The organism is Caulobacter sp. AP07 (genome assembly GCF_000281955.1).
GTDB lineage: Bacteria > Pseudomonadota > Alphaproteobacteria > Caulobacterales > Caulobacteraceae > Caulobacter.
In genome coordinates this window covers 1-13,811 of the sequence record NZ_AKKF01000091.1, presented here as the reverse complement: position 1 = coordinate 13,811, position 13,811 = coordinate 1, and the positions used below count along the sequence as shown (strand labels likewise).

Here is a 13,811-nt window from a genome sequence, read left to right as displayed (position 1 = left end):
CAGACGCGGCGGCTGACGCCGCCGCGCCTCGCCCCTCCTTCATTCGCGAAGGCGGACGGCCACGCAGCGCACGCCCCGTTCGGCCGCCTTCTGGGCCAGGTTGAGAGCCGGGCCGAACGGCTTCAGGTCGCCGCCTCGGGCCGGATCCAGGGAGTTGGCCAGGATCAGGACGCAGACGGGCTCCAGCTCGAGCAATTCATCATTGGCGCGGAACGGCGCGGCCCTTCCGTTGCGATCGAAATCGGCCCTGGCCAGGACGGTGGCCACGCCATGCGACCTGGCCCATTTCTGGGCGAGCTTCTCGCCGCCGCGGGCGCCGGTCACCGCCAGGGCCATGTCCGGCCAGGTCTGGCGGGCCCAGTTGAGGGCGTCGAAGATGCGGCCCGCGTCCAGGGCGGTGTCGGCCTGGGGCGCGGCGCGGAACCCCACCACCACGGCGCCCGGCGGCAAGACGTTGTGGCGACGGGCCTTGAGGGCGCGGATGGCTTCGCGCGCCTCGATCTGGGCGGCGGTCGCGCGCGAGGCCTTCACGCCGCCGCGCCAGGGCTGCCAGACCTCGCCGGTGGCCAGGCCGTAGGCCTGGGCCGCGGCGTCGCGGATCATCTCCACGGCCTGGACCGCGACGTCGGCGGCGCGGGTGCGCCGCGTGGCCTCCTGCAGGTCGGTGTCGCCGATCTCCGAGCCGTCGAAGTCGCGAACCTGGCGACCAAGGTCGTCGCGCGCCCGGTCGGCCTCGCGCTCGATACGCTGGGCGGCCGAATGAAAGGCGCCGATCAGGGCCTCGGCCAGGGTGGTCTGGAAGTCCTCCAGGGCGGTGTCGGCCAGCACGTCGAGGAGTTCGGTCATCGTGCATTGACCCAATTGGGTCAGGGCGTCCTCCGGCGGATGCGGGCGCGGATCGTCGAGGGTCAAGGCCTGGGCCTCGAAGGCGGTGAGGGGACCGGTGAGCGGGGAGGGGGCGTTGGAGGTCATGGGATCTGTCCCTTAAGCGGGGTTGGAGGAAGAGCCCGTCGGCTCCCGACCGCCCCGCGCCGCCGGCCCGGCGAGGGCCACAAGGGCTTTGAGCGCAGCGCCCCTTGTGGCCGGCGACGGACGGTGGCGAGGTCGCTGGAGCCAAAGGGCCGGCCTTCACGCCGTCAGGACCCGATCACGGCCCTCCGGCGCCGACCCACCGCGCCGTCCCATCGCTCCGTTCGCGGTCTCGTCCGACCTGAAGCCGGGGCGGGCAGGCGATCTGGTGGTGGCCCGCGCAATAGGGACCCTTGCCGCTGACCTCGCCGCCGCAGTAGCCGAACCCCGCCTGGCGAGGATCGCCGAGCGGCCAGCGGCAGGTTCGCGCCGTCAGCCCGCAGGCGTCGAACACCCGGGCGACCGCCTCGACGGCGGGCGTCGCCCGGGGCCTGGCGCGCACGGCCGGCGTTGCCGGCGGGGGAGGGGGCTTGGGCGACGCGACCCGCCGGACGGGACGGGCGTTGCCAGGAGAGACACGCGCTCGACGCGGCGCCGAAGGCGCCATCCGACCGGCCAGACCCAGCCGGTGGACCTTGCCGATGACGGCGTTGCGGGTGATCCCGCCCAGGGTCTTGGCGATCTCGGCCGCGCTGGCGCCCTCCAGCCAAAGCCGGCGCAGGGCGGTGATCCGCTCGGCGCTCCAGGATGAAGAAGACATGGGGAAACTCTCGTCTGCACGCGCCCGATCGGCGCGCGGACGGATCCCTCCCTTTGCCCTTTCCAACCCCGGCGCCCGGACACCCCTCGCCGACCAAGCCCGGCCAATACTGAGTTTCTCCGGTATTGGCACAGCTGCGAATGCGACTTAGAAACCTCCCACGTCGTCGGTCGCGTGATCGCTTCGATCCGACTCTCCCCCCATGGGATCGGACCTGTCCGCCCGGGTGGCCAACGTGCATGTCCAGGCTTCGGCTAAAGACGTTGGCGGGTGTCGCTATCGAGCACCTTCTCAACGCCCGGCGCGGACGCGGCCGACGACGTACCCCCCGAGGGCCCGGCGCGCAAAGCGCTTGTTCCCCGCCGCCGCCTCGGCGAGACTCACCGCGATGAAGTCGAATCTCGATCACCTCCCCGCCGTCCAGCAAGACGAATTGCACCGGATCACCGGCCTGCTGCTGCGGGGGTTCCAGACGGCGACCGCCGGCGGCACCCAGCCGTGGCGGCGCGGCGCCAAGGTCTACAAGATCATCCTGTTCGGCAGCTATGCGCGCGGCGACTTCGTCGACGAGCCGCACAACGGCTACCTGTCCGACTTCGACATCCTGGTCGTGGTCAGCGACGAGAAACTGACCGACATCGCCGACTACTGGTGGGAGACCGAGCAGAAGATCCTGCACGACCCGGCCATCGGCCGCATCGTCAATCTGATCGTCCACGATCTGGGTGAGGTGAACCGCGCCTTGAACGCGGGTCAGTACTTCTTCCGCGAGGTCGCGGACCAGGGCGTGGCCCTGTACGAGGTCCCCGGCCATGCCTTCCATCCGCTCAAGCCTTTGTTCCCAGCAGAGGCGTTCGACCTCGCTCAGCACTACTATCGAGAGCAGTTTGACGCGATGGAGACTTCGCTCGAGCGCAGCGGCGACGCCATCGCCAAAGGTCAAAGGAAGGACTGGCCTCAAAAGGCCGCCTTCGACCTCCATCAGGTCGTAGAAGCCGCCTATGTCGCCATCCTGCTCGTCACGGGCTTCTACGCGCCCCGCTCGCACAACATCAAATTCCTGCGCGGCCAAGCCGAGGGCAAAGACGCTCGCCTCATCCCGGCCTGGCCACGCGAACCGCGCAGCGCCCGCAAACCGTTCGAAAAGCTCAAGCGCGCCTATGTCGACGCCCGTTACAATCAGGCCTCCTACCAGATCACCACGGCGGAACTGGAAGATATGAGGCGATCGGTCGAGGGCCTAGTCGACTTGGCGCGCATGGTCTGTGACGACCGTCTCGCCCAACTGGCCGGCGGGGCCGGCCGGACCCCCTGACGCGTCAGGGATCGTCACCCGCATGGGCCGAGACCCCGCGCCCGGCAGGGGAGGGGGCTTGGGGCGACGGCGTCGCCTAGAGCCTGGCCGCCGCAGGCGGGACGCCCAACCCGCGTCCCCAGACCGCAACGATGTGGCAGGATGGGCTAGACGATTCCCGGACGCCGCATGACCGACCCCGAACCGCCCCTTCCAGACCCCGAAGCCCTGGAGGTCCTAGCCCGCCAGCTCGAGGCCAGTGGCCGCTACCGCCTGCTGCGCCGGTTCGAAGGCTGCACCCTGGCCCCGGTGGGCGATCCCACGACCCTGCGGCAGGGCGTCTATCTCGACGTGGAGACCACGGGCAAGAACGCCGCCCGCGACGAGATCATCGAACTGGCCATGGTTCCCTACCAGTACGACGCCGAAGGCCGCCTGTGCGGCGTCGGCGCGCCCTTCGTCGAACTGCGCGAGCCCTCGATCCCGATCCCCGAGGAGATCACCAAGATCACCGGCATCACCAACGACATGGTGACCGGCAAGTCGATCGACCCGGCCCAGGTCGCCGCCTTCATCGAACCGGCGGTGATCGTCACCGCCCACAACGCCAGCTTCGACCGCCGGTTCGTCGAGCGGTTCTGCGAGGCCTTCAAGCACAAGGGCTGGGCCTGCTCGATGACCCAGGTCGACTGGGCCGGGGAGGGGTTCGAGGGGACAAAGCTCGCCTATCTGGCCAGCCAGTGCGGGTTCTTCTTCGACGGCCACCGGGCCGAGAACGACTGCCTGGCCGGCCTGGAGATCCTGGCCCGGCCGCTGTCCAGCGGCCGCACGGCCATGTGGCACATGCTGGAGGCGGCCCGCTCGCCGACCTGGCGCATCTGCGCCGAACGGGCGCCGTTCGACTTCAAGGACAAGCTCAAGGACCGCGGCTACCGCTGGAACGGCGACGAGGCCCTCGCGCCCAAGGCCTGGTACATCGACGTCGCCGAGGCCGACCGCGAGGCGGAACTGGCCTATCTCCGCACCGAGATCTACGGCGGCGAGGTCCACCTGGCCCCTCGCCGGATCACCGCGTTCGAGCGGTTCTCCGAGCGGGCCTGAGATGGCCCTGGTCACCCTTGATCTGCGAAACGTCTTCATGCACGATGACCCTGCCCCCCGCTATCAGGCGTATAAGGGCACTCCGGCTTTGCGCTCTGCGCCAGTCCGAGTGGGCGTAATTGGTAACCAGCAACGATCGACTCCAAAGGGTCGACGGTAACGAATCTCCGATCGGCTCAGCGCCCGAGACGACGGCATTGGATGGATCGCAGCGGACCTGCTGCGTCGATCGAATGCGTCGTCGTGTTCCGACCCATTCCCTCGACCGACAGGCCGCCCAACGGGAGACGGTGGTGTCTGTTGATATGGTCATGGGAGTGGGCAGGGCCGTGGTCCTTGTCGGCGCGCTCCTCGAACTGAGGCATCTGATCGCCGCGATCCGCAAACACTTCAGCGGCTGCCAGGACCTCCGCGCCATGATGGCCCGGGCCACCCAGTTGGACGACGCCACGCTGGTCGGCATGGTGGTCTGCGCGATTCTCGCCATGGCCATCACGGCCACGATCTATGGCGAGGTTGGAGAGGCCTTCAGACCCTGACACCGCGTCAGGGAGCATCATTACCCGGCGGGTCTGGGTGGTCGAGCCCGTTCGGCCAGACGCCAGAGCCCGATCACCGCCTTGAAGTATCGCGCCAAATCTTGATCGGAGACACGCGCCGAGTGAACCCGCAGCCCGTCGGCGTCGTAGAGGGCCTGCAGGTACGGATCGTTGTGCGCCCACAGGTCCGGGTTCTTGACGGCGACCCGATCGGCGGCCGGGCCATCGCCATGGCGGGCCATGGCGGTGATTTCCCAAAGCTCTGACAGGTCGTTTTCGAGACCAGCCTGCTTGAGATCCAGTCCCTTCAGATCACGCAGCCAGCGCAACAGCGCCGGACGCGCGGCCCGATGGATCACTTCGCGCTGATCGGGCGCGGCCCGGCCAAGCCAGAAACGCAGATTGCGTTCGAAGCTCGCCCCACGGTCAGGGCGAACGACAGCCTGGCGGTGTAGCAAAGCGCGTTGTGACCATTGTCCCTGGCGGTCTGAACCCTGGTCTTGCGGGGGCCCCCGCGCAGGGCGTTGGGGATCGGCACGAGCTTCGCCAGAACCGGGACAACCACCTCGGCCTCGAACCGCTCCATCTGGTAGGCGAAGATCGACGCCTGACCGTCCCGACGCGCCGCCATCAGGTGTCCATCTCGCTCCGCAGGAGCGTCAGGTCCGCATCGCTTACCCCCGACCCGATGGCGTCGAGGCGATCCAGCGAACCGGCCCCCTTCAAGAACTTGGCGTAGGCCCGGCCGCGACGCCACTTGCGCCAGGCGAAGGTCGGCGCCCGCATCACGCCCGACGCCTCCTCCTTGACCCGATCCCATTCCACCTTGGCGGCCCATTGGGCGTGACGGATCATGATCTCATTGGCCAGGATCACCGCCGCAGGGCTGTGAAGGCGTGCGGCCTGATCCAGTTTCATGGCCGACCGGAGCAGGTTCTGGGCTTCGGCCTCGTTGGGATTGAGCCGCAGGGTCAGGTCCGACAACAAGGTCTGCAAGTGTTCGGTGTCGCTCGCCCAATCCTGGTCCTTGGCATAGGCCCCTAGGGCGCGCCGCGCGCTGACCCTCCCCGCCGCGCCGGAATATTTTGAGATGGTCGAGCGCAGGGCTTCGATCCACTTGGAGCGCTCGGCGGTGACCGCGTTGATATAGACCGAGCGATAGGCGACCAGATACGAGACCAACGCGCTGACCGTGGCGGCGATGATCGCGCCCCCGGCGGTGAACCACGCGGCCAAGACCGGGGATCTCGCCACGTCCTGGAGAATCTGCGCCCACAACATCTGCAATTCATCGTCCCCCGGGGCCCGGTCGGGCGCATACTGAAGACAATCGAACCCAAGCGCTACCGAGCTACCGCCCCGCGTCAGGGCTCGTCGTTGGAACGGCTCTCCGAGCCGGCGTGGCGCGCCGCAAGCGCCCGTTTCCGACGCTCGTCGGATCTTCGACTTCCCCATAGCTCGGGAGCGGAGGATTCCAGTTGAGAGCTAGAGGCTCTTGTCAGGCCGCAAGCCACCTCTAAGCGAAAGATTCCGAAAAACGCAGCGTGCCGACTGCGTGCGCCATGGCGTCCCAATCAGGCTCGCCCGACAGGTGGCTCCAGGACAATCTGACCGCGCCGCGGACGGTGGGCTTGGCCAGGCCCATGGCCACCAGCACGTGGCTGGGCTGGTAGCTGGCCGAGGTGCAGGCTGATCCATTGGACAAGGCCGCGCTTTCGCGCATGGCCAACATCAAGCCCTCGGAGTCGACGCCGGCGAAGGCCAGGGCCAACACATGCGGCAGACAGCAGGTTTGGTCCCCAATCAAGGTCGGACGCAAGGGCGCAAAGGCGGCCAGCGCGCGTTCACGGACCGCCAGATTCGCGGCTTGACGCGCGCGCTGTTGCTGCATGGCCGCCTCGGCCGCCGCGCCGAATCCGGCGATCAGCGGCACCGGCAGGGTCCCGGGACGCAATCCCCGTTCCTGACCGCCGCCGAACATCAGGGGCGACAGCGGCGGGCGGTCATACCCGCGACGACGGGCGATCAGGGCGCCGACTCCCTTGGGGCCGTAAAGCTTGTGCGCGCTGGCGGATATCATATCCACCCGCTTGAGCCGCAGATCGTCCAGCGATTTGCCGAACGCCTGGGCGGCGTCGACATGCAGATAGGCCGGGTGGCCGGCGAGCCGGTCGGCGATCTCGGCGATCGGCTGCAGGACGCCGGTCTCGTTGTTGGCCTGCATGACCGAGACGGCCACGGTGTCGGGACGCAGCGCGGCGGCCAGGTCGGCGACGGACACACGTCCGCTGGCGTCGACGGGCAGGAATGTGACATCCAGCCCCCGGGCCGCCAGCGCCTCGAGCGGCTCCAAGACCGCCTTGTGCTCGATCGCCGTGGTGATGAAGTGACCGCGCCCTTGAGCGCGGGCGAAGGGTTCCAGTCCAAGTAGGGCCAGGTTGTTGGCCTCGGTGGCTCCGGAGGTGAAGATGACCTCAGCGGGGTCGGCCGCGACGACGGCGGCGACCTGGTCGCGGGCTCGCTCGACGGCCTTCTTGGCCTCGCTGCCGAAGGCGTGGGTGCGGCTGCCGGCGTTGCCGTACTCGATGTCGAAATAGTGCAGCATCGCGGCCCTGACGCTGGGCTCGAGGGGCGTGGTGGCGTTATTGTCGAGGTAGACGGGCATGGACGAATCCGACCGGAGGTGGCAAGAGTACGTTATCTGTTTGCGATCTTGTTTGACAAACAGTTTGTGTTTTTGCAGGAACCGCCGCGTTAAACCGTGACGGACGAGTTCAATGGCCGACACCTTCCACTATGTGTTCCCGGCCATTCGCGGCATCCAGGCCGGCCGGGAATATTATGTCTCGATGTGCCCCCTGCGGCTCATCCCGCGGATCTTCCTTTTCGACGAGGAGGAGCTGACCGCCGAGCTTCGCGCCCAGCGGACGCTGAACAAGGCGCGGGTGCCGGAAATGGCCCGCTACATGACCGATCACCGCGACAGCTATGTGTTCTCGGCGATCACCGCCTCGGTGGACGCCGACCTGGTGTTCGAACCGGAGGGCGGCCAGGAGCAGAACCTGGGAACCCTGCGCATTCCGATGACCGGCACCTTCATCATCAATGACGGCCAGCACCGGCGCGCCGCGATCGAGATGGCCCTGCGCCAGCGCCCGGAGATGGGCCATGAGACGATCGCCGTGGTGTTCTTCAGCGACATCGGCCTAGCGCGATCGCAGCAGATGTTCGCTGACCTGAACCGCTACGCGATCCGCCCCTCCACCTCGATCTCGATCCTCTACGATCATCGCGACGACGCGGCCGAGCTGACCCGCAGACTGGTGGCCGAGGCGCTGCCCTTTCGCGATCTCGTCGAGACCGAGCGCAATAACCTCTCCCTGCGCTCGCGCCGACTGTTCACCTTCAGCGCCATCTATCACGCCACAAACGCCCTGCTGAGCGAGTGCGAACCGGAAGACATGGACGCGGCCCTGACGGTCGCGCGCGCCTTCTGGGAGACCGTGGCCAGCCATCTTCCGGAATGGGAGCAGGTGCGCCGCGGCCGCATCGCCTCCAGCGAGGTCCGCCAGGATCTCATCCACTCCCATGGCGTGGTGCTGCACGCCTTCGGCAAGGTCGGGGCGACCCTGCTGCGCGAAGACCCCGATGGCTGGCGCGAGCGCCTCACGGTCCTGGCCGAGATCGACTGGTCGCGCAGCAACCCGGTCTGGGCCGGCCGGGCGGTCGTCCGCGGCAAGCTGTCCAAGGCCACCCAGAACGTCACCCTGACCGCCAACTACATCAAGCAGCAGCTGGGCCTGGCGCTTTCGGCCGAGGACCGCCGGGTCGAGGACAGCTTGCATCGGAACCTCCATGACGCCGCCTGACCGCCCCGCCCGTAAAACCGCCTTCGAACGCGGCCTCGCCGCCGCGCTCAAGGATATGGTCGCCACCATCCAGGCCCTCTACCTCTCCGACGAGATCCCCTGGGTGGTCGGCTATAGCGGCGGCAAGGACTCCACCGCCGTGCTCCAGCTGGTCTGGATGGCCCTGTCGCAATTGCCCGAAGGAACGGCGCGCAAGGACGTGCACGTGATCTCGACCGACACCCTGGTGGAGAACCCCGTGGTCGCCGCCTGGGTAGATCAGTCCCACAAGGTGATGGGCGAGGCCGCGCGCGCCGCGGGCCTGCCGATCTATCCGCACAAGCTGACCCCCGACGTGCAGAACACCTTCTGGGTCAATCTGATCGGCCGGGGCTATCCGGCCCCGCGCCCGAAGTTTCGCTGGTGCACCGAACGGATGAAGATCCGCCCCGCCGACGCCTTCATCTCCAACGTCGTCAAGCAGAACGGCGAGGCGATCGTGGTCCTGGGCGTGCGCAAGGCCGAGAGCTCGGGTCGGGCCGCGCGGATGAACGCCAATGGCGAGGGCGCTCGGCGGCAACACCTCAGCGCCCACGGCTCCCTGCCCAACGCCTTCATCTACAGCCCGATCGGCGACTGGTCGAACGACGACGTCTGGATGTTCCTGCTGCAGGCCGAAAACCCCTGGGGGCACGACAACCACGACCTGCTCAACCTCTACCAGGGCGCCTCGGCCGACGCCGAATGCCCGATCGTGCTGGACACCTCCACCCCCAGCTGCGGCGACAGCCGGTTCGGGTGCTGGGTCTGCACCCTAGTGGAGAAGGACAAGTCGATGTCGGCGATGATCCGCAACGACGAGGACAAGGAGTGGATGGCCCCGCTGCTGGCCCTGCGCGACGCCCTGGATCAGCCCGACCATGACAAGCGCGACTTCCGCCGCATGAGCGGCGGGGTCCAACTGATCCGCGAAAAGGCCGCGCACATCCCCGGACCCTATCTGCAGGCCGTTCGCGAGGACTGGCTGCGCCAGCTTTTGGCGGCCCAGGAGGTGGTGCGCAACCATCCCAAGGCCCCGGCGAGCGTGCGCGGGATCGAGCTAGTCACCCACGATGAACTGGCCGAGATCCGTCGGCTGTGGGTGGTGGACAAGTTCGAGCTGGAAGACAGCCTGCCGACGATCCACCTGGAGGTCACCGGCCGGCCGTTCCACGGCCCTTCGCTCAACGACGCCCAGCCGTTCGGCAAGGCCGAGATGGGTCTGCTCAAGACGGCGGCCGGCGACGACCAGGTACATTTCGAGCTGGTGCGCGAACTGCTTGAGGTCGAGCGCAGCTACCGCACGACCTCGCGGCGCGCCAAGCTGTTCGACCGCCTGGAGGACGCCTTCCGTCGCGGCTTCTACGAGGACGTCGAGGACGCCACCCAGCGGGCGCTGCGCCGGCGCACCCTAGGCAAGCTGCTGGAGGACATCAAGGACGCGGGGATGGACTTCAACGACGCGGCCAAAGCCACGAATGAGGCACTCAGCGACCGCGGGACGAGCGAAGGCGGCGCGGGCCGGGAAGGGCAAGCCTCGTGATTCTCGACCAGCTGACCCTGCACGATTTCGGCGTCTATCGCGGCGAGCAGACCTTCCGCCTGACGCCCCAAGGCCCCGGCAAGCCGATCATACTGATCGGCGCGCGCAACGGCGGGGGCAAGACCACCTTCCTGGAGGGCCTGCAGCTGGCCTTCTTCGGCCGGTTGAGCCAGGGCTTCCGCGGCGGGGTGGCCTATGACGAATATCTGCGCCGGACGATCAACCGCGCCGCCTCGCCCAAGGACGGCGCGGCGATCGAAGTCAAGTTTCGCCGCGTGCTGGACGGACGCGAGCAGGCCTTTCGCATCCGCCGAACATGGTCGGTTCAGAACGCCGGCGTCCGCGAAAGCTTCGAGGTCTTCGTCGATGGCGCCCATGACCGCGTCCTGACCGCGCAGTGGGCCGAATATGTCGAGGAAATGCTGCCTCCGCGCATCGCGCCCCTGTTCTTCTTCGACGGCGAGAAGATCGAGCAGTTCGCCGATCTGGGTGGGTCGGGCGAGATCGTCGGCACCGCGGTCAGCGCCCTGCTCGGGCTGGACATCGTCGAGCGGCTGCAGACCGACCTGGACGTCTTCGAACGCCGCAAGGCCGCCACCCACGCCAGCATCAGCGAACAGCAGGCCCTGAAGGCGGTGGCCGACGCCGCCGAGGCCGCCCAGGCCAGGCTCGACATTGAACAGACCGCCCTGGCCAGCGCCAAGCGCCATCGCGACCGGCAAATACTGCTGCTCGAGCGGGCGCGCACCAACTTCAAGACCCAGGGCGGCGACCTTTTCCAGGCGCGTCAGGAAATTCTGGCCGAGGACGTCGAGCTGACCGGCGCCCTGGGCGCGGTCAATCGCAGCCTGCGCGCCTGGGCCGGCGAGCTGGCCCCGCTGATGCTGGTCGAGGACCTGCTGGGCGAGGTCGCCGCCCAGGCCGAGCGGGAAAGCCAGGCCGACACCGCCAAGGCGGTGCTGGACCACCTGGCCAAGCGCGACCGCCAGGTCATGCAGAAGCTGAAGGCCGCCCGGGCCAACGGGGTCATGCTGCACGAGATCGGCGCCTATCTCGACGACGATCGCAAGAAGATCGCCGCGCAGGCCACGACCCATCGCTATCTCGACATGCCTCGTCCTGCGCGCGCTCAGTTGGAGACGGTGATCGACCAGGGCTTGCCGGCGGCCCACGAGGTCTGCCAGGCCCTGATCGTCGACCTCGACAGCCTGACCGCGCGCAAGGACGATGTCGACCGTCGCGCCGCGGCCATTCCGGCGCCCGAGACGATCGCCCCGCTGGTGGCGGCCGTCGAGGCGGAGACCAACGCCCTGCAGCAGGCCGAGGCCCAGGTGGAGTTGGCACAGAAGACCGTCGAGGACGCCAAGCGGATCCTGGCGGCCGCCCGCGCGGCCTACAAGGACACCATGGAGCGCCAGGTGCAGTCGACTCTCCAGGCCGAGGACGCACAGCGGATGCTCGAGCATTCGGCCCGGGTGCGCGAGACCCTGGCGCGCTTCAAGGCCGAGGTCATCGGCCATCATGTCCATCGCATCGAGGCGCTGGTTCTGGAGGCCCTGTCGCGCCTGCTGCGTAAGGAGGATCTGGTCACCGCAGTGACCATCGACCCGGTGACCTTCGCCATCCGCCTGAGCGGCGGCGGCTGGGACGCTCTGCCGTTCGAGCAGCTTTCGGCCGGCGAACGCCAACTGTTCGCCATCGCCCTGCTGTGGGCCCTGGCCCAGGCCTCGGGCCAGACCGCCCCCACGGTCATCGACACGCCCCTGGGCCGCCTGGATTCGGGACACAGGCAGCGGCTCGTCGACGGCTATTTCCCCCACGCCGGTCACCAGGTCATCCTGCTGTCAACCGACGAGGAGATCGACGCGCGCCACTATGCGCGGCTGGAGCCCTTCATCAGCCACAGCATGACGGTGGAGTTCGACCCGGCCCAACGCTCGAGCCGGGTGCGCGAGGGCTATGATTTCGTTCGCGCCGAGGAGGTCGCCTGATGGCCATCGAAACCATCCGCATCGACGAGACCGGGCGCGAGCAGCTGTCGCGCCTCAAGCGCCACACCGGCATCGAGACGATGAACGTGCTGTGCCGATGGGCGCTGTGCGCCTCCCTGGCCGAACGCACCAAACCCTCGCCCACGGTCAAGGGCGAGACTGCCCTGGAGATTGCCTGGCGCGTCTTCGGCGGGCCTCAGCACGAACTTTATCTGGCCCTGCTGAAGGCCCGGTGCCGCCGCGACGGCTACAGCATCGACGAACACACTCTGCACGAACAGCTGCGCCTGCATCTGCACCGGGGCCTGGGCTATCTGGCCTCGGACAAGTCGATCCGCTCGATTGGCGCCCTGGCCCGGCGCGTGGCGCTCAACGAGGCGGCCTAGGGGCGATGGGCCCGGACAAAGACCTCGACGCCTGGGCCAGCGAGGGCTTCCGCTACCGCGACCTGATCGAATGCGGAGAGACCTGGACGCGGCTGCGGCCGGACAACCGGCCCCGGCAGGCGGCGACCTACGCCGCGATCGCCGCCCTGGCCCGTGACGTGCTGGACCCCGTCGCCAAAGCCCTGGGCCAACCGGTGCTGACCTATGGCTTCGCCGGCCCGAGCCTGACCCGCGACGTCGGTGGCCGCATCGCGCCCAACCTCGACCAGCACGCCGGCCACGAACTGACCGCGCGCGGCGTCCCGGTCTGCCCGCGCCTGGGCCAGGCAGTCGACCTGCACGTCCCCGGCTGTGACGCGCGCGCCCTGGCGGCGCTGATAATCGACCGCACGCCCTTTGACCGCCTCTATCTCTACGGTCCGGACCGGCCGGTCCATGTCAGCCGGGGGCCGCAGGAGACCCGGTCGGTGGTGCTGATGCGGCCGGCCGCAGGAAGGCTCGTGCCTCTGCGCCTGTCGGGCCTGGCCCTGCGGCGCTGGCTGCAGGAAGGCCAGGCCGTCTAGCCGCCCTCGTCGAGGCCCGCCCGGGCCAGGATCACGTCCAGGGCCTGGCCGTCGGCGTAGAGGGACGCTGCTCCAGGCCAGGCGGCCAGCAGGCGTTGATCGAAGTCGCGCTGCGCGGCCCAGTCGGGAAGATCGGCCGACATGACCCGCGAGCGCGCCAGCAGTCTCTGGTCCTGGCCGCGATGATCGAATTCCTGGATCCGCTGGCGGCCCAGATCGACCTTGATGCGGGAGCACAGCACCGGCGTCAGCGCCTCGTAGGACTCGAAGGTCATGGCCGAGACCTTGTCGCCCTGGCGATGCAGCTTGATCAGATGGGCGTCATCCAGGCCGCCATGATAGCGGCGCGCGCAGCCGGCCAGGCAGCGCAGAGCGGCGGGGGCCTGGTCCAGCAGGCGGGCGTCAAGGAACAGGGCGCCTTCTTCGTCCCGCCATCCCAACCCCTGCGCATGGGCGGCCGCGAGCGCCGCTCGCATGATGTCAGGTTGGCCCAGGGAAAACAGCAGTTCGCGTCCGGCCTCGTTGGCCGCCCCGAAACCGCCGAACAACGCCTTGACGTCCGCCTGTAGGCTGGCGGGCCAGTCGCGATAAGCCTGGCGGCGGTTGAAGATGTTGAGCGCGAAGTAAACCCGCAGATCGTCGCGGCGCCGCGCTCGGGCCAGATCGAGCTCGGCCGGGTCGAGGGCCTCGACCGCCCAGCGGCACGCTTGGCGAAAGGCGACGTTCGCCGTGTCCAGGGCCTCGAGCAGAGCCGGCTCGACCTCCTCGACCAGCGGCTCGCGGGCCAGAGCCAAAGCCTCAGCCGCGAGGGCGGCCAGTTGCGGCTCGATCTTCGCCC

At 68.5% G+C, this 13,811-nt stretch carries 15 protein-coding genes; 8 read left to right on the top strand and 7 right to left on the bottom strand.

Annotated features, from left to right (window positions below):
- Positions 1-39: 39 nt before the first annotated feature.
- Positions 40-972, bottom strand: coding sequence for a DUF2493 domain-containing protein (locus PMI01_RS05955; RefSeq protein ID WP_007665282.1), 933 nt, complete (start codon positions 970-972; stop codon positions 40-42).
- Positions 973-1,147: 175 nt separating this feature from the next.
- Complete coding sequence (locus PMI01_RS05950) at positions 1,148-1,669, bottom strand: GcrA family cell cycle regulator (RefSeq protein WP_007665280.1); 522 nt, start codon at positions 1,667-1,669, stop codon at positions 1,148-1,150.
- Between the two features lie 388 nt (positions 1,670-2,057).
- On the opposite strand from PMI01_RS05950, the gene PMI01_RS05945 reads away from it, so the two are divergent.
- The 3 genes from PMI01_RS05945 (at position 2,058) to PMI01_RS05935 (ending at position 4,603) form a co-directional block, all read left to right on the top strand.
- Positions 2,058-2,984: a HEPN domain-containing protein gene (locus tag PMI01_RS05945; RefSeq protein WP_007665278.1), complete on the top strand. Its 927-nt coding sequence runs from the start codon at positions 2,058-2,060 to the stop codon at positions 2,982-2,984.
- Positions 2,985-3,152: 168 nt separating this feature from the next.
- Complete coding sequence (locus PMI01_RS05940; protein WP_007665277.1) at positions 3,153-4,064, top strand: 3'-5' exonuclease; 912 nt, start codon at positions 3,153-3,155, stop codon at positions 4,062-4,064.
- 329 nt (positions 4,065-4,393) lie between these two features.
- The gene (locus PMI01_RS05935; RefSeq protein ID WP_238537009.1) at positions 4,394-4,603 is read left to right on the top strand and encodes a hypothetical protein; all 210 of its coding nucleotides are present in this window, start codon (positions 4,394-4,396) and stop codon (positions 4,601-4,603) included.
- Positions 4,604-4,623: 20 nt separating this feature from the next.
- On the opposite strand, the gene PMI01_RS05930 is transcribed toward PMI01_RS05935, so the two are convergent.
- The 4 genes from PMI01_RS05930 to PMI01_RS05915 all read right to left on the bottom strand — a co-directional run bounded on the left by PMI01_RS05930 (position 4,624) and on the right by PMI01_RS05915 (position 7,391).
- A complete protein-coding gene (locus PMI01_RS05930) occupies positions 4,624-4,962 on the bottom strand; it encodes a hypothetical protein (protein ID WP_007665274.1) in 339 nt (112 codons plus the stop codon).
- Positions 4,959-5,234, bottom strand: a complete 276-nt coding sequence (locus PMI01_RS05925) for a hypothetical protein (protein ID WP_007665273.1) — start codon at positions 5,232-5,234, stop codon at positions 4,959-4,961. The genes PMI01_RS05930 and PMI01_RS05925 overlap by 4 nt, the downstream gene beginning before the upstream one ends.
- Complete coding sequence (locus PMI01_RS05920) at positions 5,234-5,839, bottom strand: hypothetical protein (RefSeq protein ID WP_007665271.1); 606 nt, start codon at positions 5,837-5,839, stop codon at positions 5,234-5,236. The genes PMI01_RS05925 and PMI01_RS05920 overlap by 1 nt, the downstream gene beginning before the upstream one ends.
- A gap of 280 nt (positions 5,840-6,119) precedes the next feature.
- Positions 6,120-7,391, bottom strand: coding sequence for an aminotransferase class V-fold PLP-dependent enzyme (locus PMI01_RS05915; RefSeq protein WP_202948069.1), 1,272 nt, complete (start codon positions 7,389-7,391; stop codon positions 6,120-6,122).
- Here PMI01_RS05915 and dndB point away from each other — a divergent pair.
- The 5 genes from dndB to PMI01_RS05890 are packed head-to-tail and all read left to right on the top strand — an operon-like array spanning position 7,381 to position 12,973.
- Complete coding sequence (gene dndB, locus PMI01_RS05910; RefSeq protein WP_007665267.1) at positions 7,381-8,472, top strand: DNA sulfur modification protein DndB; 1,092 nt, start codon at positions 7,381-7,383, stop codon at positions 8,470-8,472. The two genes, PMI01_RS05915 and dndB, sit on opposite strands and share 11 nt — an antisense overlap.
- Positions 8,459-10,033 (top strand): DNA phosphorothioation system sulfurtransferase DndC, encoded by a 1,575-nt coding sequence (dndC, locus tag PMI01_RS05905; protein WP_007665261.1) that lies wholly within the window; start codon positions 8,459-8,461, stop codon positions 10,031-10,033. Before dndB ends, dndC begins: the two co-directional genes overlap by 14 nt.
- The gene (gene dndD, locus PMI01_RS05900) at positions 10,030-12,024 is read left to right on the top strand and encodes a DNA sulfur modification protein DndD (RefSeq protein WP_007665258.1); all 1,995 of its coding nucleotides are present in this window, start codon (positions 10,030-10,032) and stop codon (positions 12,022-12,024) included. Before dndC ends, dndD begins: the two co-directional genes overlap by 4 nt.
- Entirely contained in the window at positions 12,024-12,410 is a 387-nt protein-coding gene (gene dndE, locus PMI01_RS05895; protein ID WP_007665255.1) for a DNA sulfur modification protein DndE, read from the top strand. Before dndD ends, dndE begins: the two co-directional genes overlap by 1 nt.
- A gap of 5 nt (positions 12,411-12,415) precedes the next feature.
- Complete coding sequence (locus tag PMI01_RS05890; protein ID WP_007665254.1) at positions 12,416-12,973, top strand: hypothetical protein; 558 nt, start codon at positions 12,416-12,418, stop codon at positions 12,971-12,973.
- Here PMI01_RS05890 and PMI01_RS05885 read toward each other — a convergent pair.
- The coding region (locus PMI01_RS05885; protein ID WP_007665253.1) for a hypothetical protein at positions 12,970-13,811 on the bottom strand (842 nt) is incomplete at its 5' end. The genes PMI01_RS05890 and PMI01_RS05885 overlap by 4 nt on opposite strands.